Source organism: Ensifer sp. BR816 (genome assembly GCF_000378985.1).
Taxonomy (GTDB): Bacteria; Pseudomonadota; Alphaproteobacteria; order Rhizobiales; family Rhizobiaceae; genus Sinorhizobium.
The window spans coordinates 208,658-234,866 of sequence record NZ_KB905370.1 but is presented as its reverse complement, the minus strand read 5'-3'; the positions used below and the strand labels follow the sequence as shown (position 1 = coordinate 234,866).

General features: G+C 62.6%; 25 protein-coding genes. 17 read left to right on the top strand and 8 right to left on the bottom strand.

The genetic code is table 11. From position 1 onward, the window contains the following. Positions 1-159: 159 nt before the first annotated feature. Positions 160-948: a glutaredoxin family protein gene (locus tag RHIBR816_RS0101105; protein ID WP_018234689.1), complete on the bottom strand. Its 789-nt coding sequence runs from the start codon at positions 946-948 to the stop codon at positions 160-162. A 54-nt stretch (positions 949-1,002) separates the two neighbouring features. Between RHIBR816_RS0101105 and RHIBR816_RS0101100 the strand changes: the two genes are divergently transcribed. Continuing rightward, positions 1,003-1,407 (top strand): MerR family DNA-binding protein, encoded by a 405-nt coding sequence (locus tag RHIBR816_RS0101100; RefSeq protein ID WP_018234688.1) that lies wholly within the window; start codon positions 1,003-1,005, stop codon positions 1,405-1,407. 441 nt (positions 1,408-1,848) lie between these two features. On the opposite strand, the gene RHIBR816_RS0101095 is transcribed toward RHIBR816_RS0101100, so the two are convergent. The 4 genes from RHIBR816_RS0101095 to RHIBR816_RS0101080 all read right to left on the bottom strand — a co-directional run bounded on the left by RHIBR816_RS0101095 (position 1,849) and on the right by RHIBR816_RS0101080 (position 5,833). Further along, entirely contained in the window at positions 1,849-3,042 is a 1,194-nt protein-coding gene (locus RHIBR816_RS0101095; protein WP_018234687.1) for an IS91 family transposase, read from the bottom strand. Positions 3,043-3,052: 10 nt separating this feature from the next. Next, positions 3,053-3,940, bottom strand: a complete 888-nt coding sequence (locus RHIBR816_RS0101090) for a site-specific integrase (protein ID WP_026186521.1) — start codon at positions 3,938-3,940, stop codon at positions 3,053-3,055. Positions 3,941-4,200: 260 nt separating this feature from the next. Next, positions 4,201-4,614: a hypothetical protein gene (locus tag RHIBR816_RS37370; protein WP_157628132.1), complete on the bottom strand. Its 414-nt coding sequence runs from the start codon at positions 4,612-4,614 to the stop codon at positions 4,201-4,203. A gap of 328 nt (positions 4,615-4,942) precedes the next feature. Then, the gene (locus tag RHIBR816_RS0101080; protein ID WP_026186520.1) at positions 4,943-5,833 is read right to left on the bottom strand and encodes a helix-turn-helix domain-containing protein; all 891 of its coding nucleotides are present in this window, start codon (positions 5,831-5,833) and stop codon (positions 4,943-4,945) included. 303 nt (positions 5,834-6,136) lie between these two features. Between RHIBR816_RS0101080 and RHIBR816_RS0101070 the strand changes: the two genes are divergently transcribed. From RHIBR816_RS0101070 to nuoG, 16 genes are all read left to right on the top strand, one after another. After that, positions 6,137-8,140, top strand: coding sequence for an aldo/keto reductase (locus RHIBR816_RS0101070; RefSeq protein WP_018234682.1), 2,004 nt, complete (start codon positions 6,137-6,139; stop codon positions 8,138-8,140). 155 nt (positions 8,141-8,295) lie between these two features. Next, positions 8,296-9,180 (top strand): hypothetical protein, encoded by an 885-nt coding sequence (locus tag RHIBR816_RS0101065; protein ID WP_018234681.1) that lies wholly within the window; start codon positions 8,296-8,298, stop codon positions 9,178-9,180. 216 nt (positions 9,181-9,396) lie between these two features. After that, positions 9,397-9,897 (top strand): NADH-quinone oxidoreductase subunit J, encoded by a 501-nt coding sequence (locus tag RHIBR816_RS0101060; protein WP_018234680.1) that lies wholly within the window; start codon positions 9,397-9,399, stop codon positions 9,895-9,897. After that, on the top strand, positions 9,897-10,199 hold the full coding sequence (gene nuoK, locus RHIBR816_RS0101055; RefSeq protein WP_018234679.1) for an NADH-quinone oxidoreductase subunit NuoK: 303 nt from the start codon (positions 9,897-9,899) through the stop codon (positions 10,197-10,199). Before RHIBR816_RS0101060 ends, nuoK begins: the two co-directional genes overlap by 1 nt. Positions 10,200-10,203: 4 nt before the next feature. Next, positions 10,204-11,667, top strand: a complete 1,464-nt coding sequence (locus RHIBR816_RS0101050; RefSeq protein WP_018234678.1) for a monovalent cation/H+ antiporter subunit D family protein — start codon at positions 10,204-10,206, stop codon at positions 11,665-11,667. Then, positions 11,664-11,918 carry a hypothetical protein gene (locus RHIBR816_RS0101045; RefSeq protein ID WP_018234677.1) on the top strand — a complete coding sequence of 85 codons (255 nt, stop codon included), beginning with the start codon at positions 11,664-11,666 and terminating at the stop codon, positions 11,916-11,918. The genes RHIBR816_RS0101050 and RHIBR816_RS0101045 overlap by 4 nt, the downstream gene beginning before the upstream one ends. Then, complete coding sequence (locus RHIBR816_RS0101040; protein WP_018234676.1) at positions 11,911-13,671, top strand: Na(+)/H(+) antiporter subunit D; 1,761 nt, start codon at positions 11,911-11,913, stop codon at positions 13,669-13,671. The genes RHIBR816_RS0101045 and RHIBR816_RS0101040 overlap by 8 nt, the downstream gene beginning before the upstream one ends. A gap of 9 nt (positions 13,672-13,680) precedes the next feature. Then, a complete protein-coding gene (locus tag RHIBR816_RS0101035) occupies positions 13,681-15,156 on the top strand; it encodes an NADH-quinone oxidoreductase subunit M (RefSeq protein ID WP_018234675.1) in 1,476 nt (491 codons plus the stop codon). Beyond that, positions 15,153-16,589: an NADH-quinone oxidoreductase subunit N gene (locus tag RHIBR816_RS0101030; protein WP_018234674.1), complete on the top strand. Its 1,437-nt coding sequence runs from the start codon at positions 15,153-15,155 to the stop codon at positions 16,587-16,589. Before RHIBR816_RS0101035 ends, RHIBR816_RS0101030 begins: the two co-directional genes overlap by 4 nt. A gap of 143 nt (positions 16,590-16,732) precedes the next feature. Further along, complete coding sequence (locus tag RHIBR816_RS0101025; protein WP_012708735.1) at positions 16,733-17,098, top strand: NADH-quinone oxidoreductase subunit A; 366 nt, start codon at positions 16,733-16,735, stop codon at positions 17,096-17,098. Then, on the top strand, positions 17,086-17,589 hold the full coding sequence (locus RHIBR816_RS0101020) for an NADH-quinone oxidoreductase subunit B family protein (RefSeq protein ID WP_018234672.1): 504 nt from the start codon (positions 17,086-17,088) through the stop codon (positions 17,587-17,589). The genes RHIBR816_RS0101025 and RHIBR816_RS0101020 overlap by 13 nt, the downstream gene beginning before the upstream one ends. Beyond that, a complete protein-coding gene (locus RHIBR816_RS0101015) occupies positions 17,586-18,149 on the top strand; it encodes an NADH-quinone oxidoreductase subunit C (RefSeq protein ID WP_018234671.1) in 564 nt (187 codons plus the stop codon). The genes RHIBR816_RS0101020 and RHIBR816_RS0101015 overlap by 4 nt, the downstream gene beginning before the upstream one ends. A gap of 1 nt (position 18,150) precedes the next feature. Then, on the top strand, positions 18,151-19,365 hold the full coding sequence (nuoD, locus tag RHIBR816_RS0101010) for an NADH dehydrogenase (quinone) subunit D (protein WP_018234670.1): 1,215 nt from the start codon (positions 18,151-18,153) through the stop codon (positions 19,363-19,365). Positions 19,366-19,382: 17 nt separating this feature from the next. After that, a complete protein-coding gene (gene nuoE, locus RHIBR816_RS0101005) occupies positions 19,383-19,892 on the top strand; it encodes an NADH-quinone oxidoreductase subunit NuoE (protein ID WP_018234669.1) in 510 nt (169 codons plus the stop codon). A 4-nt stretch (positions 19,893-19,896) separates the two neighbouring features. Beyond that, positions 19,897-21,162 carry an NADH-quinone oxidoreductase subunit NuoF gene (nuoF, locus tag RHIBR816_RS0101000; protein ID WP_026186519.1) on the top strand — a complete coding sequence of 422 codons (1,266 nt, stop codon included), beginning with the start codon at positions 19,897-19,899 and terminating at the stop codon, positions 21,160-21,162. A gap of 20 nt (positions 21,163-21,182) precedes the next feature. Next, on the top strand, positions 21,183-23,759 hold the full coding sequence (gene nuoG / locus RHIBR816_RS0100995) for an NADH-quinone oxidoreductase subunit NuoG (RefSeq protein WP_018234667.1): 2,577 nt from the start codon (positions 21,183-21,185) through the stop codon (positions 23,757-23,759). Between the two features lie 20 nt (positions 23,760-23,779). Here nuoG and RHIBR816_RS0100990 read toward each other — a convergent pair whose 3' ends face one another. The 3 genes from RHIBR816_RS0100990 to nuoH form a co-directional block, all read right to left on the bottom strand. Next, on the bottom strand, positions 23,780-24,220 hold the full coding sequence (locus tag RHIBR816_RS0100990) for a CBS domain-containing protein (protein ID WP_018234666.1): 441 nt from the start codon (positions 24,218-24,220) through the stop codon (positions 23,780-23,782). Positions 24,221-24,369: 149 nt separating this feature from the next. Further along, the gene (locus tag RHIBR816_RS0100985) at positions 24,370-24,936 is read right to left on the bottom strand and encodes an NADH-quinone oxidoreductase subunit I (protein WP_018234665.1); all 567 of its coding nucleotides are present in this window, start codon (positions 24,934-24,936) and stop codon (positions 24,370-24,372) included. A gap of 96 nt (positions 24,937-25,032) precedes the next feature. Next, entirely contained in the window at positions 25,033-26,019 is a 987-nt protein-coding gene (gene nuoH / locus RHIBR816_RS0100980; protein ID WP_018234664.1) for an NADH-quinone oxidoreductase subunit NuoH, read from the bottom strand. Between the last annotated feature and the right edge of the window lie 190 nt (positions 26,020-26,209).

Here is a 26,209-nt window from a genome sequence, read left to right as displayed (position 1 = left end):
CCCGAGTTGATGGGCGTCGCTTTGCCTCTCACCTTCGGAGCGTTGTCCCGCGGATGAATCAAAATACATCGGCCAAAAAAGCAATCAAGCCGCCAGTCCGCAGTCTTCCGTTCCGGATGAGCCGCGTCCTCCTGGGAGGCAGGAGCATGCCCATTGCAGCTACATCGGGTGGGTTGCCGTGAGCCCAATGCCTCCAGCGGTCATCCAGATTGCCATGGCGATCATCATCAGGTTCTCGGTCAGAGAGATGAAACCAAGGGGGACGTTGCTCGATCCGCCAACGCAGGCGCACTTCAGCTCGCGCTTGTCGACGTAGACCGCCTTGAAGACCGACACGGCCCCTACCGTACCGATGAACATTGCGACCGGAACCGACAACCAGGTCAGAACGCCCGCCACCATGAGCACGCCAGCCAATCCCTCGGCGTACGGATAGATGTAGCCGTACGGCACCCAGCGCTTCGCCAGCAGGTCGTAGTTCAGGAACATCGTCGCGAAGGTTTCGACGTTCTGGAGTTTCATCATCGCCAGCGCCACCATCGAGAAGGCGATGAACCATTCCGCCGCCCGCAGGGTGAATGGAGTGCCGTAGACGGCATGGCTGGCCGCCATTGCCATGAGCGCGGTCAGTGTGAACAGCACGATCACCGGACGGTAGGTCGTCGCCTTTGGGTCGGCGACGGGCTTGCCGAGAAATCGGCGCAAGTCGTCGTATCCGCCGACCCGCTTGCCATCGATGAAGACCTGAGGCGTCGTCGGCACGCCGTGCTGCGCCTTGAAAGCGTCTGTCTCCTCGCGGGTCTTGAGGTGATGGTCGTCCACCTCGTAGCCTGATCGCTGCAGCAGGTCCTTCGACTTCAGTCCATAGGGGCAGGTGTGGCCTGGCATCACCATCCGGTACAGGATGGCTTTCTTGGAGAAATTTTGCGGATTTGGCTTGTCCAACATTTTCACGTCTCCTCGCTCTTGTGAAACCGTTGGCAGGAGCATAAGTTCCGTACCATGGTACGGAGTCAAGGGCCTCAGGAACTGACGATAGGGAAACTCGCGGCGGCCGGCGGGGTGGGTGTTGAGACGGTACGTTTCTACCAGCGCAAGGCGCTGCTCGCGACGCCCAAGCGGCTGGACGGCGTTCGCCGCTATGGCCCCGAGGCCCTACGCCGACTGCGGTTCATCAAGCGGGCACAGACGGCGGGTTTCACGCTGGAGGAAATCAGGGAGCTTCTGGCGCTGGATGCCGGAGAGAACCGCTCGGCTGCGCGTGATCTGGCAAGGAAAAGGCTTGACCAGCTAGAAGCCAGAATCGGAGAGCTTAATCGTGCTCGCGAAGCACTCCGAAAGCTGGTGTCCGAATGCGCCGAGGACAAAACCGGGCCGTGCCCGATCCTCGCCTCCTTCGGGCTGTGAAGTTCACATTAAGGCATTTGGTAGGGGCGGAGTGGCATGCAAATGTCTGCTTCGCGGGCGATTTACGGGCATTCCCCCAAGGCAAGCGTAGTTCCGCTTAGGCGAAGGTTTTTCGATGCGGGCCGCGGCGCGACGGTGGTGGCTGGGCCTGTGTCGGCCCGCGTTGACAAACCTCCCAAGGAGGAGGCCGCGGGGGCTGGGTAGAGCGCCTATGGGGAAAGCGTGCGGCTGCGGTTTTTCAAGGGGGCTATCGGCGGCAGCGTCGGGTGCGAAGGTGTAGCCCCGAAGGTTTGCATGAGCCGATCGGGATCGGGGTCACAGGTCTTTGGTAGGTTCGCGCCGGCGATTTTTCAGTGTGCTGGGTTGCCTTAGGCTGACCGGCGCCACCCCGGAACGCCTCGTCGATGCGGACCAGCCTCGGCTGATGTGAGATGGATTTCGTCATGCGGCGTCCTTTCGGGGTGGCGCGCGGCATCTGGGTTGTTGGCCGCGGCGGAAGATCTCGACGATGCGCATCGGGCCGCCGCAAACCGGGCATGGCTCTCTCAGGGTGAGCGGCGTGACCTCGGCGTTTGGTGCGTCGTGCTGCGATGGCGTTTGCGCCCCGAGCAGTTTCCTGATCCTTGCGATATTGGCCTTGTGGCCTGCACTGGCGAGCAGACCGTAATGGCGGATGCGGTGGAATCCGTCGGGCAGCACGTGGATCAGGAAACGGCGGATGAACTCGTCGGTGGCCAGCCGCATCACCTTCTGCCGGTCACCGGTCTTGATCCGGTAATCCTTCCAGCGGAATGAGACCGTCTCGGCGTCGGCGCTGATCAGGCGGCTGTTGGAGATCGCCACGCGGTGGGTGTAGCGGCTGAGATAAGCCAGGACCGCCTCGGGACCGCCGAACGGGGGCTTGGCGTAGACGACCCATTCGGATTTGCGGAACGGGGCAAGCCAGGCAGCGAAGGCCTTCGCCTGTGCAAGTCCGGCGAGAGCCCCGAAGAAGGCGAGGCTGCCGGATTGATGCAGTGCCCTCAGTCCTTCGACAAACAGCCGCCGGAACAGACGCGACAGAGCCTTTACCGGCAGGAAGAACCCGGGGCGACATGAGATCCAGCGCGTGCCATCCGGCGACAGTCCGCCACCGGGTACGATGATGTGCACATGCGGGTGATGGGTCAGCGCCGATCCCCAGGTGTGCAGCACGCTGGTCATGCCGATGCGCGCGCCGAGCCGCTTGGGATCGGCGGCGATGGTGGTCAGTGTCTCCGCCGATGCCCGAAACAGCAGGTCATAGACAGCCTTCTTGTTCCAGTAGGCGATTTGGGCGATCTCGGCCGGCAGGGTGAAAACCACGTGGAAATACTCGACCGGCAGCAGGTCTTCGGCGCGGGCGGCCATCCAGTCCCGCGCGGCAGGCCCCTGGCACTTGGGGCAGTGTCGGTTTTTGCAGGAATTATAGGCGATGTGGCTGTGGCCGCATTTGGCACAGGCCGCCACATGCCCGCCGAGCGCCTCGGTTCGGCAGGCTTCGATGGCCGCCATGACCTTGAGCTGGGTGAGGCTGACATGCCCGGCATTGGCCCGCCGCCACGCCGGGCCATAGGCACGGAAGATGTCGCCGATCTCCAGTCTCGGCCGGATCACCGCACCGGCGCTACTCCAGTCCGCGTCGGAGCGTTTGGTCCTGCAGCGTCTGCAGGGTCTCGAACGGGCTGACGGTGTCGCGGATCGTCTTGGTGGCGACATGGGTATAGCGGGCGGTGGTCACCAACCTGGCATGGCCGAGAAGGACCTGGATGACCCTGACATCGGTGTTCGCTTCCAAGAGGTGGGTGGCAAAGCTGTGCCGCAGGCTGTGCAGCGTCGCGGGCTTGCCGATACCGGCCATGGTTTTGGCGGCGGTAAAGGCGCGATTGAGCTGCCGCGGCGAGATCGGGTTGATCTTCGGTTTGCCCGGGAACAGCCACCCCTGTGGTCGCGCCTCGCGCCAATAGTCGCGCAACAGCTTGAGCAGCCCGGGCGACAGCATCACCTTGCGGTCCTTCTGCCCCTTGCCCTGTTCGACATGGATCAGCATCCGGTCGCTGTCGATGTCGCTGATCTTCAGGTTGCAGACCTCGGAGGCGCGCAGTCCGGCGCCATAGGAGATGCTGAGTGCCGCCCGATACTTCAGGCCCGGCCCTGGAGCCGCCATCAGCAGGTCGGAGACCTCCTCGATGCTCAAGACCACGGGCAACGTCTGCGGCTGCCGACGGAACTGCATATGCCGCTTCATCTCCTCGCGGCCGCAGGTGGTGGCGAAAAAGAACCGCAGCGCCACGATGCGGGCGTTGAAGGTCGGCGGGGTGATGCCCGCATTGGTCATGTGCAGTTGGTAGGCGCGCAGGTCATCGGCTGTGGCGGTGTCCGGTGATCGCTTCAGAAACCCGGCGAAATCCTTGATGGCTCGGATATGCGCCTGCTGAGCTTTGTCGCCCATCCCACGGATGCGCATGTCTTCGATCATCCGCTCGCGCAGCGGGGTCGTCCTCTCCTCCGTCATGGCAACCTCCTGTCTGAAGATTGAGAACACCTCAATCGTCAGCCAGGACCGCACACCTGCAAATGCACGCCGTTCAGATCATTCCTGCACCCTCACCACGGGCGCCAGTGCCGCGCGAGCGGCTTCGTCCTAGGGTCGATACTGTTGAAAAAGTCTGGCTTGAAACAGTCCTGAAGCACTGATTCAGTCTTCTTATCGGAAGGAGATTGAGTCGATGATGGGCGAGCAAAGTGTGATGCAGGAGGAGCTGTTCTATGGCTTCAGTCTGGAACGGCACGCAGATGGTTGTTCCTCTTAGCGGCACGCAAGGCGTTCTGAACAGTGGTCCGGCACACGCCCGCGATTGCTGCGATCCCATCCAAGGGCCGGTCACATTCTCCCCGGGCCTTCACATCGTTCGCGACAACCGTCAAGGCGGCGCGCTCGCCTTCCGTATACATCTGCCGGAATGCAGCTGGCATTGCGCCGCAACCGCCAAATGTTCGCTTTCGCCTCCACGATGCTTCGCGATCTGGTGATGACTGCCATTTGCGGGGCTCGAAGCTCGTCCGCTTAGCCGCTGGTGTGGCTCCCTTGCCGTCGAGCTGACGCTGATACTCGCGTGGATCCGATACTGCTTCTCGCACAAGCTTTGTCTTCAGAAGTCCATCGCTGATGGGAATGGAGGCGCTCATAGCGAACCTCCATTTGCCATCCGCATGGCAAGGCAGACGTGGAGCGGGGGGAGGTCGAACCTAAGCCTCAGCGCCAAAACGATCGGGCGAGGGCAGCTATCTCGATGACTCGCGTACCATTCGGCCACCTGCGCTAGCGCAGCCTCAATGCAGCAGTTCTCGCTGACCGTCTTGATTGTTCTCTGGGCTCGATAGGGTGAGACACCTCCATTTAGGCCCCATTGTTTTTGTTTACCAAATTGATGTGTCTCAGTTTGAAATATGTCCTTGATTTTATTGATTGGTGGCGGGCCCTCCGGGCCCACCATTTCGCCTCTTGTCCTGCCCATCACCTCGCAACAGCGCGAACCTCGCGGCGGAAATCCGAGGGCGGCATGCCGGCGGTCTGGCGGAAGGCCCTGTTGAAGGCGCTTACCGAGCCGAAGCCGCTGTCCATCGCCACCTGCAGAATGTTGTCGGCGCCGTTCATCAGCATGGCTTGCGCCCGCGAAAGACGCAGCAGCGTCAGATATTTGATCAGCGTCATGCCGGTCGACTTGCGAAACAGGTTCATGGCGTATTTCGGGTGCAATCTGGCTGCGGCGGCGATGTCGACCGCATCGATCTCCTCAAGAAAATTGGCGGCGATGAAATCGCACATGCGCACGACGCCGGGCGAGGGCGGCGCCGAGGCGCTCTCGGTCTGGCATTCCCTGCCGGAGGAAACGATCGTGTAAGGCTCCATGAACATGCGCTCGACGCGCAGCAGCAGTTCTTCGACCGCATGCTGGGCCTTCACGTCGTCTCCGGAATTTGCCCAGTTGCGCCACCGCGGAAAGTTGCGGTCGTCGGCGCAATCGGTCTCGGACGTCAGCATCGTAGCGCCGCCCATGAGCATTGCCGAGATTTCCGGTGGCAGCCGCATGCGGAAGAAATGCACGAGCGGCAGATGCGCGCCGGCATAGATGGAATCGTCGGAGGATTCGTCCATCCGATGCGGCTGTCCGCCCCAGAAGAGGCACATCTGTCCGGGGCCGAGCCTCAGGTCATGGCCGGCCATGCGATAATGCACCGAACCTCGCATCACGTAGTTGACCTCGACCTGCGCATGCCAATGGGCGCGCAGCATGATCGGGGGATGGGCGTGGAAGAAATGCAGCCGCGTCGGCATGCCCTCGATGCCGCAGACACCCGGCTGATAGACCGCTCGTTCGACAATCTTACTATCCGCCAAATCCACATTCCCTACGTACGAGACAGATTTCCGCGCGGCGTTAATGTGCCCTTGTTCGCTGAGGACTGCACTTGAAAAGGGAGGTTTTCAAGGTGTTTCAAGTATTTCAAGACTTTCGATCTCTGCAGCGGTTCCATCGCTTTCCGTCCGCATGGGTGCCGCGAGGCATCGCAATGGCAGCCATGTCTGCGCCACCGCCTGCGGCGAACCGCTGATCCTTGGCCGGACACCGGCGTTCCGTTCGATGCTGCAGGCAAGCGACGGCGACTGATCAACCCACCCTCCCAAGGCTGACCGAAAGGAAGTTCCATGCGCTCAGAACAGCTGACCCGTTGGGGTATCATCGGCCCCGGCACCATCGCGCGGACATTCGCCGCAGGGATTGCCCGATCCACTACGGGCCACCTTGCGGCTATCGCCACCCGCAATCCGGACAGGCCCGGCCTCGCCGACGGCTTTCCCGGGGCGCAGATTGTCGAGGGTTATGAAGCGCTGCTTAAGGATCCGGAGATCGCCGCGATCTATATCGCCACGCCGCATCCCGGCCATGCCGAATGGGCGATCAAGGCGGTGCGCGCCGGCAAGCATGTGCTGGTCGAAAAGCCGATGGCGCTTTCGGCCTTCGAGGCGCAATCGATCTTCCACGAGGCGAAAAAGGCCGGCGTCTTCGCCGGCGAAGCCTATATGTACCGCTTCCATCCGCAGACGGCGCGGCTCGTCGAACTGGTGCGAGAGGGCGCGATCGGCGACGTCCGGATCATCCGCTCGAGCTTCGGCTTCGACATGGGCGGCTATCGCCCGGAGCATCGCCTCTTTGCCAATGATCTCGCAGGCGGCGGCATTCTCGATGTCGGCGGCTACCCGGTCTCGATGGTCTGCATGCTCGCCGGTGCTGCCGAGGAAAAGAGCTTCCTCGAACCGCTGACGGTATCCGGCGCGGCGCGTCTGGGGACGTCAGGGGTCGACGAATGGGCCTCGGCGGTCCTCAAGTTCCCGAACGACATTGTCGCGGAAGTGTCCTGCTCGATCATGGCTGAGCAGGACAACGTGCTGCGCATCATCGGTTCGAAAGGCCGTATCGAGGTGAAGGACTTCTGGTTCGCCTCCGGCACCGGGGGTGGGGTAGGGCGCATCGAGATCATCAGAGGCGACGGACTGCGGACAATCGAGGTCGAGGAGAAGCGCCATCTCTATTCGTTCGAGGTCGATGCGGTGGGCGAGGCGATCCGTGCCGGCCGCACCGAGTTCTCTTTCCCCGGCCTGAGCGCCGAAGATACCCGCGCCAATCTACGCGTCCTCGATCGCTGGCGCGCATCCGTCGGTCTCGAATACGCCATCGAGACGGCCGCCAAACGGACCACCAACCTCGCGGGTGAGGCCGTCGTCGCCGGGAGCAACGTGCCGAAACGGCAGATTCCGGGGGTCGCCAAGCCGGCCTCAAACGTTGCGCTGGGCTTCGAGTTCTTCCCGAGTTTCGCCTCCGCCTCGCTGACGCTCGACGCTTTCTACGAGGCCGGAGGAAATGTCTTCGACACCGCATTCGTCTACCGTGCCGGCAAGACCGAGAGCATTTTCGGCGACTGGCATACGAGCCGAAAGGTCAATCGTGAGGACATCGTCCTGATCGGCAAAGGCGCCCATTCGCCGCTCTGCTATCCGGACGTGATTGCCAAACAATTGGATCAGTCGCTGGAGCGGCTGAAGACCGACTATGTCGATGTCTACTTCATGCACCGCGACAATCCGGACGTACCGGTGGGCGAATTCGTCGATGCGATGGACGCCGAGGTCCAGCGCGGGCGCATCCGGGGTATCTTCGGTGGATCGAACTGGACGCGCGAGCGCATGGACGAGGCGATCGCCTATGCCGAGAAAAACGGCAAGTCGGCCCCGGCCGCGCTTTCCAACAATTTCTCGCTGGCAGAGATGCTCGATCCCATCTGGCCCGGTTGTGTCGCGGCGTCCGACGACGGCTGGAAAGACTGGCTGGAGAAGCGGCAGATGCCGAATTTCGCCTGGTCGAGCCAGGGGCGGGGCTTTTTCACCGCCAGGGCAGGGCGCGACAAGCAGGAGGACGAGGAAATCGTCCGGGTCTGGTATTCCGGCCGCAATTTCGAACGCCGCGACCGGGCAATCGAACTTGCGAGGAAGCGTGGCTGCAGCCCGATCCATATCGCGCTCGCCTATGTCATCGCCCAGCCCTTTCCCGTCATCCCGTTGATCGGCCCGCGGACCGTGGCGGAGCTCGAAGACAGCCTCTCGGCCCTCCAGATCACGCTTGCTCCGGAAGAGCTGCGTTGGCTGGAAGGCTGATCGCCGGGGCTCGCGGAAAGACCAATCGGGTTCGGCTGCCAATGATTTAGAGAATACTTATCCAAGGTTGTGCAGCGAAGCGCCGGGAGCAGACTAAAGTTATGGTTAACCAATAGTGGATAGGGTGAAGATATTCTCTTTCTAGGAATATCGACATGAAACAAACCCTGTTCGCAACGACTGCGATCTTGATGTCAGCAATGAGTGCTGAAGCTGCCGATGTGGACGGGCCGCTGGTTGGCGGTTTTGCCGACAGCGGCGCCTCCTATGAAGAAGCCTCGCCTGCTGTAGCAAGTCCCGTCGTCGGCTACGTCGAGGGCGAGCTTCATGCAGGAAAAGCGTCGGAGTCCGATTTGGACAGCAAGGGCTGGGCTCTGCGCGGCGCAGTCAATTTCGACACGGGCACCGGTCTCAATCTCCAGGCCGACGGCGGCTATGGCCAGACGGACATCGACGACGCCGATTATGACAACGCCTATGGGGCAGCGCACGTCTACTATCGCCCAACCCAGGACTATGCCTTGGGTGCATTCTTTCAAAGCTCGCGGCTCGGAACGGGTTTTGCGTCCGGGCTGGCCGGCGGAAGCGACGATGTCACCGACAATTCCGGTGGCATCGAAGCTGCCTATTTCGATGTTCTCGGCACCGCATACACGCAACTGGGCTACGGCAAGTCCGACATCGTCGGCCTCGATGCCGACCACTATTTCGGAAAGATCGGCGCTCGGCTCTATCTTACCGACAATATGCGGATCGACGGCGAAGTCGGGCTGCACAATTTCGACTTCGACATAGCCGATACGAATCTCGATTTGACGACAGCCTCGATCATCGGCAATTACCGTCCTGAGTTCATGCCCGTCACGGTCTTCGCTGGATACCGTTTCGACCGAGCGAGCCTCGAAAGCGGCGGCATCGATTTCGATCCGGAAAACAGCCATACGCTGACAACGGGATTGCGCTACAACTTCGGCTCTTCGACGCTCAAGCAGGAAGAGCGCAGCGGTCCGGCCTGGACGACCACCACCCTGCTGCCTTGATCCGCTGACCGCGCCCCCCAGGATGGAGTTCAAGAACGCAGTGACGTGCCGGGACGGCACGTCACTGCGGCGCGAGGGCTTTACTTCTCCGCCGACAATATTCTTGTGAAAAATCCGAGACTAGGGCACAATTTGTGAACGCATCTGAAGTGCGGCGCTACCTCAAATCTGGCCGTCTCGCGCCGAGTCACAGTTCGCGTGGGAGGGTCGGCGTCGATGGATCAGGGGTTCTTTCTTCTGTTCGCTGCGATGGCCGTGATCACGGCGCTGATCGTCGTCCTGGCGCACAACCCGGTTCACAGTGCATTGGCGCTGATGGCGTGCTTCCTGCAGATCTCGGCGATCTTCGTGCTGCTCGAGGCGCCGTTCCTCGCCGTCGTCCAGATCTTCGTCTATGTCGGCGCGATCATGGTCCTGTTCCTCTTCGTGATCATGATGATCGACGTGCGTGAAGCGGTATTGCAGCGGTTCTTGCCGGGCGGCAACCTGCCGGCGCTGGTGCTGCTCGTGCTGCTCGGGGCCGAGATGCTCGTGCTGGTGGTGTCGAGCGACCGATTTTCGGCCACGGAGCCCGTCGCCATGGCGGATGGCGACCAGATCAGAGAGCTCAGCACGACGCTTTTCACCGACTATCTCCTGCCGTTTGAAGTCGCCTCCGTCATCCTGCTGGCGGCGCTCGTCGGCGCAATCGTGCTGGCGCGGAAGGAGTCGGGGTGATGGTTCCGCTCTGGTGGTACATCCAGCTTAGCGTGGTCCTGTTCGTGATCGGCGCCGCCGGTGTGCTCTTGAGGCGCAATATTCTCGTTGTGCTGATGTCGCTCGAATTGCTGCTCAACTCGGTCAACATCAACTTCATCGCCTTCGGGCGTTACTACGCCGACTTTCGCGGGCAGATTTTTGCGATCTTCGTCATCGCCACTACGGCGGCGGAGGTCGCCGTCGCCCTTGGCATCCTGGTTGCCCTCGTGCGGAACAAGTCCACCCTCAAGGTAGACGACGTTACCGTGATGAAAGGATAGCGGCTTGGATCCGGTGATCTCCATCCGCCCGCTCCTAGCCGTCGCCGTCGCAGGCCTGGCGGCCCTTGCAGTTCTTCTTCTCAACAAGCGCGAAAAACTCCGCGATGTCGTCTCGCCGCTTGCCGCGGTCGTCATGTTCGCGATCGTCGCCTCGATGGCGCCGACGGTGCTTTCGGGCGGCACCGTCGCGTTGCGGCTGTTCGAGATCCTGCCGGGGATCGACTTTGCATTCCGGGTCGATGCGCTCGGCATGGTGTTCGCCACCGTTTCGTCGCTGCTTTGGATCGTCGCGGCAATCTATTCCATCGGCTATATGCGGCATCTCAAGGAGCACGCGCAGACCCGCTTCTTCGCCTGCTTCGCCACCAGTCTTGCGGCTGCCGTCGGCGGTGCCTTTGCCGCCAATCTGTTCACGCTGGTGATCTTCTACGAGGTGCTGAGCCTCGTCACCTATCCGCTCGTCTACCACCATGAGGATGAAGCGGGCTGGGCGGGCAGCCGCAAGTATCTCGTCTATCTGATGGGCGCCTCGAAGAGCGTCCTGCTGGCGGCGCTGGCGCTGACCTATCACATCTCCGGGTCGCTCGACTTCGTGCCCGGCGGGCTGCTGGCGAAGGCGAATGCCTCGGCGGCGCTGCTGACGGCCGTCTATTTCTGCTATCTTTTCGGCTTCGCCAAAGCGGCGGTGATGCCGATGCATGCCTGGCTGCCCGCCGCGATGGTGGCGCCGACCCCGGTCAGTGCGCTCCTGCATGCCGTGGCGGTCGTCAAGATGGGCGTATTCTGCGTGCTCCGGGTGGTGTTCCACGTCTTCGGCACGGGGCTGATGAGCGGGCTCGGGCTCGGCATCGCCACCGCCTACCTGGTCTCCTTCACGATCCTGATGGCGTCGATCTATGCGCTGACCCGCGACGACCTGAAGGCGCGGCTCGCCTATTCGACCGTCAGCCAGCTCTCCTATGTGGTGCTGGGCGCGGTCCTGCTCTCGCCGGTTGCGATGGTCGGCGGGATCATCCACATCGCCGCGCACGCCTTTTCCAAGATCACCCTCTTCTTCTGCGCGGGCTCGATCTATTGCGCCTCGGGAAAACGCAACATCAGCGACATGGCCGGCATCGGCCGCCGGCTGCCCTGGACGATGGGGGCGTTCTTCGTCGCCTCGCTGAGCATGATCGGGGTGCCGCCGACCGCGGGCTTCGTCAGCAAATGGTATCTGACGCTCGGCTCCGTCCAGGCGGGCGAGATCGCATTCCTGATCGTGCTGCTGGCAAGCTCGGTGCTGAACGCCGCCTATTTTCTGCCGGTCAGCTATGTCGCCTTTTTCGGCGGGGAGGGGTCCGAGGGACTATCGAGGGTCCGTGAAATTCCGCTGGTGACGGTCCCGCTGGTCGCGACCGCCATCCTGTCGGTTTTGATGGGCATCTTCCCCGGCTATTTCCTCGCTCTGGCGGAAGGAGTGGTCCGATGATCAAGCGCATCGTCGGTTTCTTTGGCGACGAAGCCCATGCGAGGCAGCGGCGCCGGCTGTTCTACGTGGTGCTCGTCCTGATCGTCGCCGCCGACTTCGTCGTTCATCGCGAACATGCCGAATATCTCTGGGAGCGACTGCCTGGCTGGTCGGCCGTCTACGGCTTCGTCTCCTGCGTGCTCCTGATTTTCGTTTCCAAGTTCCTTGGCCATCAGGGCGGGCTCATGCGGAGCGAGGACTACTATGATTGAGTTCGTCTATCCCGCCCTGCTGTTCATTCTCGGTGCCGTGCCGATCCCTTTCCTGCAAGGGGGGATCCGCAAGGCCTATCTGCTGCTGATCCCGGTGCTGGCGCTCCTCGCGGTGCTTGCGCTGCAGCCGGGAAGCTATGGCGCGGCGCAGTTTCTCAGCCAGGACATCCTCATTGCCAGGGTCGACAAGCTGAGCATCGTCTTCGCCACGGTTTTCACCATCATGGCGCTGATCGGCATGGTCTATGCGCTGCACCTGACCGAGGCCGGCCAGCACGTGGCGGCGTTCGTCTATGTCGGCAGCGCGCTCGGCGTGGTCTTTGCCGGCGATTACCTGACGCTCTACCTGTTCTGGGAGGGCATGGCCTTTGCCTCCGCCTACCTGGTCTTCGCCCAGGGAGGCGAGAAGTCGATCCGCGCCGCGTTCCGCTACCTCATGGTGCATGTCACTGGCGGCGTCGTGCTGCTCGGCGGCATCGTTCTTCACGCGCTTGCCTCGGGCTCGCTGCTCTTCGGGCCGATCGAGGGCAACATCAGTGCCGGTGCCTATTTGATCCTTGCCGGCTTCCTGCTCAATGCGGCCGTGCCGCCCCTCAATGCCTGGCTGACCGACGCCTATCCGGAGGCGACGGTCACCGGGGCGGTGTTCATGAGCGCCTTCACCACCAAGACGGCCGTCTATGTGCTGGCGCGGGCTTTTCCCGGGACCGAGCTTCTCGTCTGGCTCGGCATCGCGATGGCGCTCTACGGGGTCGTCTACGCGGTGCTGGAGAACGACTGCCGGCGGTTGCTCGCCTATCACATCGTCAGCCAGGTGGGCTACATGGTGGCGGGCGTCGGCATCGGCACCGAGCTGGCCGTGAACGGCGCCACCAGCCATGCCTTCGCGCACATCCTTTACAAGGCGCTGCTCTTCATGGGGGCAGGGGCGGTGATCTACGTCACCGGACGGCGCAAGCTCACCGAACTCGGCGGGCTATACAGGACCATGCCGCTGACCGTGGCGCTCTACATGATCGGCGCCTTCGCGATCTCGGCATTTCCGTTCTTCTCGGGTTTCGTCACCAAGTCGATGGTGGTGGCCGCCGCCGGAGAGGATCACCGTGCGCTCGCCATGCTGGCGCTGACGATGGCCTCGTCGGGGACGTTCCTCCATACCGGGCTCAAGCTGCCTTACTATATGTTCTTCGGCACCGACCGGGGGCTTGAGGCGCGGGAGCCGCCCGGCAACATGCTGGTGGCAATGGCCATGGCGGCGACGCTCTGCCTTGCGATCGGGATTTTTCCAGGGCCACTCTACGCGCTTCTTCCCTATCCGGTCGACTTCGAACCCTATACCGGCGCCCATATCACCGAGAGCCTCGGCGTGCTGATGTTTACTGCCCTGGGTTTCGTGCTGTTCCTCAAGGCGCTCGACCCGGAAAACACCATCAGCATCGACACCGACTGGTTCTACCGCAAGGGGGCGCGGGCCTTCATGTGGTTCGCCGAGCGGCCGCTGGCACGCTACGAGAAAGCTATGAGCGACGTCTCCGAGACGACGGCGCTCCCGTTGTTGCACCGGACGGCACGAACAGGGCTTCGGGTCGACCTCCACGGTGTGGATGCCGTCGTCAATGGCGTGGCGCATGCGATCCTTGACGGCGGCGGAGTGTTGCGGCGGCTGCAGACAGGCGTCGTGACGCATTATGCACTGGCGATGATTGCCGGGGTGATCGCGGTCACCGCCGTCTTCGCCGTCGTCTGGCAATAGGGGGTCGTCATGGCCTTCCCTCTGCTCAGCCTCATCGTCTTCCTGCCCGCCGCCGGGGCAGGGGTCCTGATGTGCCTGCGCAGCGACGATGCAGTGCGTTGGACGGCACTCGTTTTCACCGTGCTCGACCTCGCACTCGCGGTTGCGATGCTTGCCGCTTTCGACACGACGACCCATGAGATGCAGTTCACCGAGACGCACCCCTGGGTGCCCGCGATTGGCATCACCTATGCGCTTGGGGTCGACGGCATAAGCGCGCTCTTCGTGTTCCTGACCGCGCTGCTCGGCTGGATCTCGGTGCTCGCCTCGTGGGTCGCTATCGACCGCAAAGTGAAGGAGTTCATGGTCAGCCTGCTCTTCATGCAGGCGCTGATGCTGGGCGTGTTCTGCGCGCTCGACCTGTTCCTGTTCTATGTCTGCTGGGAGGCGATGCTGATCCCGATGTACCTGATCATCGGCGTCTGGGGCGGCGACGGTCGGGTTTATGCGGCGTTCAAGTTCTTCCTCTACACGCTGGCGGGCAGCCTGCTCTTCCTCATCGGCGTCATCGTGCTCTATTTCCACGGCGGCGAGACCTTCGACATCCTCGCTCTGACGGCGCAGGATTTGCCGTTCCGGGTCCAGTCCTGGCTGTTCTTCGCCTTCCTGATCGCCTTTGCCGTCAAGGTGCCGATGGTCCCGGTCCATACTTGGCTGCCGGATGCCCACGTGCAGGCGCCAACGGCGGGCAGCATCATCCTCGCCGGTGTGCTTCTGAAGATGGGCGCCTACGGCTTCCTGCGGTTCTCGCTGCCGATGCTGCCGGAGGCGTCGGTGTATTTTTCGCCGCTGATGCTGGCGCTTTCGGCGCTCGCCATCGTCTATGGCGGGTTGCTGGCGCTGGCGCAGGACGATCTGAAGAAGCTGGTGGCCTATTCCAGCATCAGCCACATGGGTTTCGTGACGATGGGGATCTTCGCGCTCAATCTCCGCGGGCTCGAAGGCGGCATCCTGCAGATGTTCAATCATGGTGTCACGACGGGCGCGCTGTTCCTGTTCGTCGGCCTGATCTACGAGCGAACCCATAGCCGCAGCATCGCCGACTATGGCGGTCTGATGAAGGTGGCGCCGGTCTATACCGCCTTCCTGGCGCTGTTCACCCTCTCGTCGATGGCGCTGCCGGGCACCAATTCGTTCGTCGGCGAACTGTTGGTGCTGTCGGGCGGCTTTGCCGCCAACCTCACCGTCGGTGCGGCCGCGGTTCTGGGGGCGCTGCTCAGCGCGGCCTATCTGCTCGGCATGTATCGCAAGGTTGCACTTGGTCCGGCCATCGTCGCCGCCCGCTACAAGATCTGGGATGTGAACGCCCGCGAGATGGCGGCGATCGTGCCGCTGGCGGTCTTCGTGCTCTGGGTCGGGCTGTATCCAAAGCCCTTTCTCAACGTCATCGACGCTTCCGTGAAGCATCTGTTGACGCAGGTGCACGACAAGGAGGGCGGACAATGACCGCCGCCACGCTTTTCCAGTGGATCCTGGCAAGCCTGCCAGAGATCACCGTGATAACCGGGGCCTGTGTCCTCCTGATCCTGGGGCAGTTGGTCCGGAAGGGACAGGAAAATCTGCTTGTCTGGGGTTCCGTCGCAATCGTGCTGATTGCCGCCCTGACGACGCTTCTGCTGGCAAGCGAAGTGCGGCCGGCCTATTCGGGCATGTTCGTTGCCGACCGCTTCGCGGTCTTCTTCAAGTTCGTCTTCTACCTGGCCACCGTCCTGACATTCCTCCTGTCGCGAAAATATGCCGATATCGAAGGAATCGGCAGCAGCGAATACTATGTCATGCTGCTCTTTGCGCTGTCGGGCATGATGATCATGGCCTCGGCGACCGATCTCCTGTCGATCTATGTGGGCCTCGAACTGATGGTGCTCTGCACCTACGTGCTGACCGGCTTCCTCAAGCGTGAGCGGCGGTCGAACGAGGCGGCGCTGAAATATGTGATCCTCGGTGCGGTCTCGACCGGCATTTTTCTTTATGGCGTTTCGCTGGTCTACGGGCTTACCGGCACGACGCAACTGGACGCGATGGCCGCGGTGAGCGGCGATCCGCTCGATCCGGGATTGCTGCTGGCGGTGGTCTTCATCGTCGCGGGGCTGGTCTTCAAGATCGGCGCAGTTCCGTTCCATATGTGGGTGCCGGACGTCTATGAGGGCGCGCCGACGACGGTCACCGCCTTCATGTCGGTGGGGCCGAAGGCGGCGGGGTTCGCGGTCATCCTTCGGGTGTTCCTCAATCCGCTGGTCGCAGCCTCGGACGTCTGGATCATCGTCGCGGTCATTGCGGTGGTGACGGCGGCGCTCGGCAGCTTCGTGGCGCTGGTGCAGGATAATTTCAAGCGGCTGCTCGCCTATTCGAGCATCGCCCATGCCGGCTTCGCGACCTTCGGCGTGGTGGCCGGCGGGGCGGACGGGGTCGCCAGCGTGATGCTCTATCTGCTGATCTACGCCTTCATGAATCTCGGCATTTTCGGCGCCGTCATCATGATGCGGAACGGCGATTTCTCCGGCGAAGTCATCGAAGACTATGCCGGTTTCGCCAAATCGCATCCGGGGCTGGCGCTTCTCATGCTCATCTATCTGTTTTCGCTTGCCGGCATTCCGCCGACCGCAGGGTTCTTCGCCAAGTTCTACGTGCTCACCGCGCTCGTCGAGCGCGGTTTCGTCGTCCTGGCCGTGATCGCAGTGCTGTTGAGCGCCGTCGCCGCCTATTTCTACATCCGCATCGTCATGGTGATCTACATGCGCGAGCCGGAGCGGGCCTTCGAACCGGCATTGACGCCCTTTGTCCGCGCCACGCTCGCCTGCACCGCCGCCGGCACCATCGGGATCGGCCTCTTTCCGGAGTGGTTCCTGAGGCTTGCTCAGCACTCGGCTTTTGGCGGCTGATGGATTGGATTTGCAATGGTCCGTTCGACGGAATAGACTGCAAGCTCAAGAAAGAATTGCTCAATTCGCTTCCAGGGCGAGCGCTTCTTGACCCGGCATGGGGTCGGCCCTGACGAAAGCCCTCGATGAACGGGGCATGCGAGATGACTGCGATCGAATTCTTGCCGGTTCTTGTGATGATCGCCGGAATTGTTCTGGTGGTGGGGGCGACTTTGTTTGTCTCATCGCTGCTGCGCCCCTCCAATCCCTATCCCGAAAAGAACATGCCCTATGAGTGCGGCATGGACCCGGCCGGCGAGGCCGCCGGGGGCCGCTTCCGGGTGCAGTTCTATATTCTCGCGATCCTGCTGGTCGTCTTCGACGTCGAGACGATGTTCCTGTTTCCCTGGGCCGTCGTGCTCAAGGAAATCGGGCTGATCGGCTTTGTCGAGATGTTCGTCTTCATTGTGTTGCTTCTCGTGGGCTTTGCCTATGCCTGGCTGAAGGGGGCGCTCGAATGGGAGGCTTGAACAACGCGTTCCGCGACAGCGTGCTCTTCACCACGGCCGACAGTGTCATCAGCTGGAGCCGCCGGTCGGCGCTGTGGCCCGAGACTTTCGGTATCGCCTGCTGCGCCATCGAGATGATCTCGGCCGGTTGCGCCCGCTATGATCTCGACCGGTTCGGCGTGGTGTTCCGGCCGTCGCCTCGCCAGTCCGACGTGATGATCATCGCCGGCACGGTGACGCGGAAGTTCGCGCCCGTGGTGCGCCGGCTCTACGACCAGATGCCTGAGCCCCGCTGGGTGATCGCGATGGGCACCTGCGCCATCTCGGGCGGGGTCTACAACACCTATGCGGTGGTGCAGGGGGCGCAGACATTCGTACCTGTGGACGTGCACGTGCCGGGTTGTCCGCCGCGGCCCGAGGCGCTGATGCACGGCTTCCTGCTGCTTCAGGAGAAGATCAAGAAGGACAGGGCTTTGGCCGGGACGCCACTCGACCGGATCGCCGTATCATGAGCGTCGACGCATCCGTTATCAGCACCCTTATCGCGGAACGTTTTGGAGAAGCAATCGAGGACATTGGCGTCTCGCTTGGGGTTCACGCTTTCGCCGTTCCGCCAGACAGGATCGTCGAGTTTTGCCGGTTCCTGAAGGAGCATCCGGCGCTGCGGTTCGATTTCCTCTCCGACATCTGCGGCGTCGATCACTACCCCGAGGCACCGCGCTACGAGGCGGTCTACCATCTCTATTCGCTGCCGAACAAATGGCGAATCCGGATCAAATGCCGCCTCGGCGATCCGCCGCGAGTGCCCACGGTGACCGGGGTCTGGCGCACCGCCAACTGGCATGAGCGCGAGGCCTGGGACATGTACGGGATTCGCTTCGAAGGACATCCCGACTTGCGCCGCATCTACATGTGGGAAGGCTTCGAGGGCTTTCCGCAGCGCAAGGACTTTCCTCTGAGGGGCTACAAGGACGAGTTGAACCCGTTTGGCGCCGAAGGGCCGGCGCCGAACCAGCCGGACCTAGCCACCAAGGACATTCCATCAGGAGGCCGAACGACCCCGGAAAGGTGAGATGACCGAAGTCACAGAGCTCATGAGGCCCGAAGGCGAAGCGCTCGACACCAAGGAGGTGCTTCTCAATCTCGGCCCGCAGCATCCGAGCACGCACGGGGTGCTCAGGCTCGTGCTCGAGTTGGACGGCGAGTATGTCGCCCGCGTCGACCCGCATATCGGCTATCTGCACCGCGGCACCGAAAAGCTGGCCGAGAGCTTCACCTACACGCAGATATTTCCGCTGACCGATCGGCTCGATTACGTCTGCCCGCCTTCGAATAACCTGGCCTTCGCCCTGGCGGTGGAGAAGCTCCTCGGCATCGAAGCGCCGATCCGCTCGCAATATATCCGCGTCATGATGGCCGAACTGGCGCGGATCTCCGGCCATCTCCTGATCACCGGCGCGTTGCCGATGGATCTCGGCGCCATGACCGCACTGCTTTACGCCATGCGGGAGCGCGAAATGATCATGGATCTTATGGAAATGATCACCGGCGCGCGCATGCACACTTCCTTCTGCCGCGTCGGCGGTGTGCGCGAGGACCTGCCCGACGGGTCCATCGCCAAGATCCGGGAGTTCTGCGACATCTTCCCGAACCGGATTCGCGACTACGAACGGCTGATCGAGGGCAACCGGGTGTTCATGAAGCGCACCGAGGGGATCGGTGTTATCTCCGCCGAGGACGGCATCGACCTGGGGATCAGCGGTCCGAACCTCCGCGCTTCCGGTGTCGACTGGGACATTCGCCGCGACGAACCCTACGAGGTCTACGATCGGCTCGACTTCAAGGTCATCACCCGCACGGAAGGTGACTGCTATGCACGCTGGCAGTGCCGGGTGGAGGAAATGCGCGAGAGCGTGCGGATCATCGAGCAATGCCTCGACCAGATGCCCGAAGGGCCATTCCAGATCGACATGCCGACGATCGCCTTTCCCATGGACAAGGATCGGGTGCACTGCTCGATGGAGGCGCTGATCCAGCATTTCGACCTGTCGGCCTACGGCTTCAAGGTGCCGAAGGGCGAGGTCTATTCGGCGATCGAGGCGCCAAAGGGCGAGCTCGGCTTCTACATCATCAGCGATGGCTCGGAAAAGCCGTTCCGCATGAAGGTGCGGGCACCCTCCTTCGTCAACCTGCAGGCGCTCTTCGGGGTCAGCAATGCCCGCTACCTGGCGGACATGATCGCCGTGCTCGGCAGCCTCGACCCGGTGATGGCGGAGGTGGACAAGTAGCGGGAGTTTTGGACGCGATGACCATGCGCGAAAAGATCGAGGAAGCTGCGGCGCGGTATCCCGACCAGCGCTCGGCGATCATGCCCGCGCTGCTTATCGCGCAGCAGGAGCATGGCCATCTGCCCGGCCCGATCTTGGAAGAAGTCGCCGACATTCTCGGCGTCGAGCGAATCTGGGTCTACGAACTGGCGACCTTCTACACGCTCTTCCATACCGAACCCATCGGGATGTTCCACCTGCAGCTCTGCGACAATGTCTCCTGCATGCTGTGCGGGTCTGAGGACCTGCTGAAGCATCTGGAAACGGCGCTGGGGATCAAGAAGGGCGAAACGACCCCGGACCTCATGTTCACGCTTTCGACAGTCGAGTGTCTCGGCGCCTGCGAGATGGCGCCTGTCATGCAGGTCGGCGACGACTATCACGGCGATCTCGATATCGGGCGGATCGATACGCTCCTCTCGAGGCTGCGGGCGGACGCGGCGTCGAATGCTGCCGATGATGCCGTCCCAGCGCTTCCGGGAGAATAGCGTCATGTTCGAACCGGTTCTCCTGAAGAATATCGATGCTCCGGATGGCCATCAGCTCTCCGCCTACGAGGCCGGTGGGGGGTACCGGGCGTTGGCGAAGGCGCTGCGCGAATACACGCCCGACGAGGTCATCGACCTCGTCAAGCAGTCCAACCTGCGAGGCCGCGGCGGCGCCGGTTTTCCCACGGGCATGAAATGGAGTTTCGTGCCCAAGCAGTCCGACGGGCCGAAATATCTCTGCTGCAACGCCGACGAGGGGGAGCCCGGTACATTCAAGGACCGGATCATCATGGAGCGAGATCCACACCAGCTCGTCGAGGGGCTGGCGGTGAGCGCCTACGCGATCGGGGCCGAAACCGCCTATGTCTACGTCCGCGGGGAATATGTGAAGGCCATTCGTCGCCTGGAGCAGGCAATCGCCGAGGCTCGCGCGAAAGGCTATCTCGGACCACGCGTCCTCGGATCGGATTTCAATTTCGCCATCCATATCCACTGCGGCGCCGGCGCCTATATCTGCGGCGAGGAGACCGCGATGCTCGAGTCACTCGAGGGCAAGCGGGCGCAGCCGCGCTTGAAGCCGCCGTTCCCGGCCGTGGCCGGGCTCTATGCCAGCCCGACCGTGATCAACAATGTCGAGACGCTTGCTTGCGTACCGCATATCGTGATGCGGGGGGCGCACTGGTTCCGAAGCATCGGTCCGGACAAGAGCCCCGGCCCGAAGCTCTATTGCCTGAGCGGGCAGGTGAAGAAACCCGGGCTTTACGAATTGCCGATGGGCATACCGCTGCGCGAACTGGTCGAGGACCATGGCGGCGGCCCGCTGCCCGGACGCAGGATCAAGGCGGTGATTCCGGGCGGGGTCTCGGCGCCGCTGATCCCCGAGGCCGGCATGGGGGTGGGCATGGACTTCGACTCGCTCGCGGCCGCCGGCTCCATGCTCGGCTCGGCCGGGGTGATCGTGGTCGACGACACCACATGCTTGGTCAAGGTCGCCACCCGCATCATCGAGTTTTTCCACCACGAGTCCTGCGGCAAGTGCACGCCGTGCCGGGAAGGATTGAACTGGACCGTGAAGGTGCTGCGCCGGATCGAGGCCGGGGAGGGCGCGCCCGGCGACCTGGAGCAGTTGGACAAGCTCTGCAAAGGCATCTTCGGTAACACATTCTGTGCCTTGGGCGACGGCGCGGCAATGGGCCTGCGCGCCGCCCTCGCGCATTTCCGTGATGAGTTCGTCGCCCATATCGAGGAGCGACGGTGCCCGTTTCACTGAAGTCGGGCGCAGGAGGAACTATGGTTAGCATCACCATCGACGAGCGAACGCTGGACGTGGAGGCCGGCACCACGGTGCTGCAGGCCGCCCAGCGCTTGGGCATCGACGTCCCGACCTTCTGCTATCTGAAGCGGCTGCCGCCGCTCGCGTCGTGCCGCATGTGTCTGGTGGAGATCGAGGGACTGCGGCGGCTGCAGCCGTCCTGCGCGACGGCGGTCACCGATGGCATGGTCGTGCGGACGAACACGCCGCTGATCGAGGAAACGCGGTCTTCCATGCTCGACATGCTGCTCGCCAACCATCCTCTCGACTGTCCAATCTGCGACAAGGGCGGCGAGTGCGAGCTTCAGGACATGGTGATGGCCTACGGGCCTCGCCGAAGCGAGTTCCGTGATCCCAAGCGCGTGTTCCACTCCCGCGACATCCGCCTCAGCCCGGTCATCATCATGAACGTCAATCGCTGCATCCAGTGCCAGCGCTGCGTGCGGATGTGCGAGGAAGTGGTGGGCGCGGTCGCCTTGGGCACCGTCGAAAAAGGCATGGACACTGCGGTTACCGGCTTTGAGGGCAGCCTTGCAAGTTGCGACCAGTGCGGCAATTGCGTCCAAGTCTGTCCCGTCGGCGCGCTGATGAGCTTTCCTTATCGCTACAAGGCGCGGCCCTGGGATCTCGCCGAGACCGACACGGTCTGCCCGCATTGCGGCACCGGCTGCCAACTCACCGTCGGGGCGCGCAAGGGCGAGTTCATGCGGGTGCGCGCCAAAGAGGAGAACGGGGTCAACCGCGAAATGCTCTGCGTGCGCGGGCGCTTCGGCCTGGACTTCGTCGAGAGCCGGGACCGGATCAAGCGGCCGATGATCCGTCGGGATGGCGCCCTCGTTCCGGTTTCCTGGGATGAGGCCGGGGACCACCTGCGTCGGCGCCTGGCGGCTGTCGAGAGCAAGGCCGCCGGCGGGCTCGCCTCTTCGCGCCTACCCAATGAGGTGCTCTATCAGTTCCAGAAGCTGATGCGGGCAGTCTTCCGGACCAACAACATCGATTGCTCGGCGCGCTGGTCCACACCGTTCGACACACTCGGCCCGCTGCTGGCAAGCTTCTACACGCGTGCTCCACTGCAGGATGTGATCGGCAACGACTGTGTGCTCGTGATCGGCGGCAACGTGACGGAGGAAAACCCGGTTACCGAGTATCTGCTGCGCGATGCGGCGCGTCGGCGACGGACGGGGTTCCTGATGCTCGCGGCACGGCCATCACGTCTCGATGCCGATGCCCGGCAGGTGGTTCGTGTGCCGCCCGGCGGAGAGGCGGCGAGCCTGGCAGCGGTGGTGGCTGGGCTCATGCCGAGCGAGGCTTTCGCAGACATCGGCGTGACGACGGGCGGTGAAGGGCCGGACCGTTTGGTGAGCACTCTCAAGGAAGCCCGCAGCGTCACCTTGCTTGTCAGTGCCGACCTTCTGAGATCACCCGAAGCGCGCGGGGCGTTGCAGCAGGTCACCAACCTGCTGCGGGTTCTTCACCTGCTCGGCAAGGGCACCTCAATGCAGTTCCTCTTCGATCGTGCCAATCAGATGGGCGCCTGGGACATGGGGGTTCTGCCGGCGACCTTGCCGGGGCTCGGCGCGGTCACCGACGATGCTGCGCGGACGCCTATTGAGCGGGTTTGGGGCGCTGAAATCCCCGCTGAGGCGGGTGCGGGCCTCGACGCCCTGCTGGACCTCTGCGCCGGCGGGCGGATGGGCGTCCTTTACATCACCGGCAGCGATCCGCTGATCGCCTATCCCGACAGGGATTACGTGAAGCGCGCGCTCGGCGCCGCCGATCTCCTGATCGTGCAGGATACCTTCCTCACGGATACCGCCGCCGTGGCCGAGGTCGTCCTGCCGGCGGCCGGTTACGGCGAGGAGGTCGGCACGTTCACCAACAACGAGGGCCGCATCCAGCAGGTCCGCAAATTCCGCGAGCCCGCCTTCGAGGCCAAAGGCAATCTCGAGATCTTCGACTTCGTCGCCGCACTTCGCCACCAGGTGCTGAAGCCATCGACGCAAGGCGCAATTTTCGAGGAAATTGCCGGGCTCATCCCGGCCTATCAAGGCTTGACGCAGGAGGGACTTGGAGCCGACGGCGCATTCACAAGAGCAGCGCTGACGCCAGCGGCCGGCGCATTCTTCCCGGCGCCGCCAGCGAATCCAAAGCCCCACGACCAGCTCATGCTGATCACCGGCAACGGGCTCTTCCACAACGGATATCTTTCCGAACGCTCGGAGATCCTGAATACGGTCGCGGATGAGCCCTATGTGGAGATGAGCGCGCAGGACGCCACGCAGCTTGGACTTTCGGACGGCGATCGGGTGGTAGTGCGATCCGCTCAGGGCGAATTGGCCGCCAAGCTCAAAGTCAACAGGCGCTTTCCGCGCGGACTCGTCTTTGTGCCCGAGAACTATAGGGCCTTGCGCCTCAACAGCCTGCTGCGGCGGGGTGAATATCCATGGCCGGTGGAGGTCAAGTTGGCGCACGCGGCTGCCGGGATCAGCCCCGACACCAACTCCGCGGCGGGCCCCGAGGCGTTCGGCCAAGGCATGGCCGGCGGCTCGCCCTGAACCCAGCTGTCGCGACACCGTCAGTGATAATGGGTCCCGCGAATATAGTCGTGCAGGTCTTGCTCCGTGCGCTGCGCTTCGTCGAGCCGGTGTTTGACCACGTCGCCGATGCTGACCACGCCGATAACGTCCTCACCTTCCATGACCAGCACGTGGCGGGTACGCCGCTGGGTCATGATTGCCATCACAAAGGGCAGCAAATCCTCTGTCGAACAGATCGCCACGCTGCGGTTCATGACGTCGGCGACCCGCATCATCGCCGCTTCGGCGCCGTATTCGGCCACCGCATTGCAGCAATCCCGTTCCGACAGCGTGCCCAAGTATTCCCCGGCCGATTGGCTGACGACCACGAAGCCGATATTGCTGTCGCGAAACAGCCGCAGGACTTCCACCATCGGCTGATCGGGAGGGACCGCGATCACTCCGACACCTTTATTCTTCACGATTTCGCCGACAAACATCTGAGCCTCCTCTCCCACGGCGCCGTGCGTCTCTCAGGTGCAAAACGGTCGCCGTAGCACTTTGAACTGCCGCCTGGTTCTATCCTTGGATCGGCTTCGATCCAAGGAAATGCGCGGTGGTGTTCCGGCTTCGACAGACTGACGCGCGCTCACCTTCGCCGGATATTCCGCCACCAATTGTAGCCCTGTCGTTCGTTCGTCTCGACCAGCACGTCCCTCTCGGTGTTCAGGCGCGCGGCGACGACGCCGCCGCCGGTCGCCGCCTTGCCAGGCTTTGCGAGCAGGTCGTCACGCCCGATCACCAGGTCGCGCGAAGAAAAACTCGAGAATTCATATTGCTGACCGAGTGCGATTGCATCCGCCGGACAGGCGTCCTCGCACAATCCGCAGAACAGGCAACGGGCCGTGTCGATCTCGAACTTGGCCGGGCGACGGTTGCCCTTCTCGTCCTCGTAGGGGACGACTTCGATGCAGTAACAGGGACAGATCCGCGCGCAGAGTTCGCAGGCCACGCACTTGATCTCGCCCTCTTCGTCACGTTTCAGGAAGTGATGCCCGCGATAGCGGGAATAGGGCAGCCATTTCTCCTTGTCCGGGTACTGCATGGTCACGGACTTTGAGAACATATAGCCAAAGGTCAGGGTCAAGCCGCTCGCCAGGTCGGAAAAGAACGTCCAGCCGATCCATGTTCCAATTGTGTCCCATGCGCGCGACATCGCCGCCCCGCTCTACAGCGCCGTGCGTCTACCAAGACGGACCAAGGCCGCTGTAACTCTTTGAATTGCTACATGCCGTGGAGCTGCTGAGGCCCCTCAAGCGAAAGCAATACCGGTTATGATTATGTTCGCCATCGAGAGAGGAAGCAAGACTTTCCATCCGATTGCCATCAACTGGTCGTAGCGGTAGCGGGGGAAAGTAAAGCGGAACCAAATGAACAAATAGATGAAGAACGCCACTTTGAGCCCAAACCAGAGGAGCGGCGGCAACGGGATCAGTACGCCGTTCCAGCCGCCGAAAAACAGAATAACTGTGAGGACCGACACCAGGAGCACGATGACGTATTCGCTGACCATGAAGAACGCGAAACGGATGCCGCTGTATTCAGTGTGGAAGCCGGCTCCCAGATCGCCTTCCGCTTCAGCCAGATCGAAGGGAATGCGTTGCGCCTCGGCGAGCCCTGCGACGAAGAAGACGAAAAAGCCGATCGGCTGGTAGACGATGTTCCAGACATCGGCCTGGGCCCGCACGATCTCGAGCAGGCTCATGGACTGCGCCAGCATGACGACGCCGATGACCGCAAACCCCATCGGGATCTCGTAGCTGATCATCTGCGCGCAGGTCCTGAGGCTGCCGAGGACCGCGTATTTGCTGTTTGCCGCCCAGCCGCCGATGATGACGCCATAGACCTCCAGCCCGATCACAGCGAAGACGAAGAGGAGCGCCACGTTCATGTTGGATACGTAGAGCGTGATCTCGTTGCCGAGGACCGAGACGCTCTCCCCGAAGGGGATCGCGACGAACACCACAAAAGGCGGCGCGAGCGCCAGGATCGGCGCCAGTTTGAACAGGAAGCGGTCGGATTCGGCCGGGATGTGGTCCTCTTTGGTCAGGAGCTTGATTCCGTCCGCCACCGGCTGCAGCAACCCGTGCCACCCCACGCGCATCGGCCCCATCCGCTGCTGGATGTGTCCGGCGACCTTGCGCTCCAGCCAGGTCAGCGGCAAGGGCAAGAGCAGGAGGATCGCAATCAGCAACGCGACCTTGAAGACGATCAGGGCAAGGGCGACGACAAGCTCCATGATCCGCGGCTACTTCTTCTAAGGGTTGAAACGCGCGAAGGGACTTTCGCTTCGACTATACACTAGCTCGGCATCATCTGTCTCTGCGGATGCGGTTGCCCACCCGGAGGAGACCCGGCCTGGATGGGCGTTGCGGTTGGGCCTCCGTACTTGCCGAATAAATGCACCGAGATGCAGTTTCGTTCCTGTC

Excerpts from the sequence above, each read along its gene's own strand:
- RHIBR816_RS0101105 (WP_018234689.1), bottom strand. The coding sequence starts at position 948 with ATGTTGGACAAGCCAAATCCGCAAAATTTCTCCAAGAAAGCCATCCTG.
- nuoH (WP_018234664.1), bottom strand. The coding sequence starts at position 26,019 with ATGGAGCTTGTCGTCGCCCTTGCCCTGATCGTCTTCAAGGTCGCGTTG.
- nuoD (WP_018234670.1), top strand. The coding sequence starts at position 18,151 with ATGACCGAAGTCACAGAGCTCATGAGGCCCGAAGGCGAAGCGCTCGAC.
- nuoK (WP_018234679.1), top strand. The coding sequence starts at position 9,897 with ATGGTTCCGCTCTGGTGGTACATCCAGCTTAGCGTGGTCCTGTTCGTG.
- RHIBR816_RS0101035 (WP_018234675.1), top strand. The coding sequence starts at position 13,681 with ATGGCCTTCCCTCTGCTCAGCCTCATCGTCTTCCTGCCCGCCGCCGGG.
- RHIBR816_RS0101060 (WP_018234680.1), top strand. The coding sequence starts at position 9,397 with ATGGATCAGGGGTTCTTTCTTCTGTTCGCTGCGATGGCCGTGATCACG.
- RHIBR816_RS0101045 (WP_018234677.1), top strand. The coding sequence starts at position 11,664 with ATGATCAAGCGCATCGTCGGTTTCTTTGGCGACGAAGCCCATGCGAGG.
- RHIBR816_RS0101040 (WP_018234676.1), top strand. The coding sequence starts at position 11,911 with ATGATTGAGTTCGTCTATCCCGCCCTGCTGTTCATTCTCGGTGCCGTG.
- RHIBR816_RS37370 (WP_157628132.1), bottom strand. The coding sequence starts at position 4,614 with ATGAGCGCCTCCATTCCCATCAGCGATGGACTTCTGAAGACAAAGCTT.
- nuoG (WP_018234667.1), top strand. The coding sequence starts at position 21,183 with ATGGTTAGCATCACCATCGACGAGCGAACGCTGGACGTGGAGGCCGGC.
- RHIBR816_RS0101015 (WP_018234671.1), top strand. The coding sequence starts at position 17,586 with ATGAGCGTCGACGCATCCGTTATCAGCACCCTTATCGCGGAACGTTTT.
- RHIBR816_RS0101090 (WP_026186521.1), bottom strand. The coding sequence starts at position 3,940 with ATGACGGAGGAGAGGACGACCCCGCTGCGCGAGCGGATGATCGAAGAC.
- RHIBR816_RS0100990 (WP_018234666.1), bottom strand. The coding sequence starts at position 24,220 with ATGTTTGTCGGCGAAATCGTGAAGAATAAAGGTGTCGGAGTGATCGCG.
- RHIBR816_RS0101020 (WP_018234672.1), top strand. The coding sequence starts at position 17,086 with ATGGGAGGCTTGAACAACGCGTTCCGCGACAGCGTGCTCTTCACCACG.
- RHIBR816_RS0101065 (WP_018234681.1), top strand. The coding sequence starts at position 8,296 with ATGAAACAAACCCTGTTCGCAACGACTGCGATCTTGATGTCAGCAATG.
- nuoE (WP_018234669.1), top strand. The coding sequence starts at position 19,383 with ATGACCATGCGCGAAAAGATCGAGGAAGCTGCGGCGCGGTATCCCGAC.
- RHIBR816_RS0101070 (WP_018234682.1), top strand. The coding sequence starts at position 6,137 with ATGCGCTCAGAACAGCTGACCCGTTGGGGTATCATCGGCCCCGGCACC.
- RHIBR816_RS0101100 (WP_018234688.1), top strand. The coding sequence starts at position 1,003 with ATGGTACGGAGTCAAGGGCCTCAGGAACTGACGATAGGGAAACTCGCG.
- RHIBR816_RS0101030 (WP_018234674.1), top strand. The coding sequence starts at position 15,153 with ATGACCGCCGCCACGCTTTTCCAGTGGATCCTGGCAAGCCTGCCAGAG.
- nuoF (WP_026186519.1), top strand. The coding sequence starts at position 19,897 with ATGTTCGAACCGGTTCTCCTGAAGAATATCGATGCTCCGGATGGCCAT.
- RHIBR816_RS0100985 (WP_018234665.1), bottom strand. The coding sequence starts at position 24,936 with ATGTCGCGCGCATGGGACACAATTGGAACATGGATCGGCTGGACGTTC.
- RHIBR816_RS0101025 (WP_012708735.1), top strand. The coding sequence starts at position 16,733 with ATGACTGCGATCGAATTCTTGCCGGTTCTTGTGATGATCGCCGGAATT.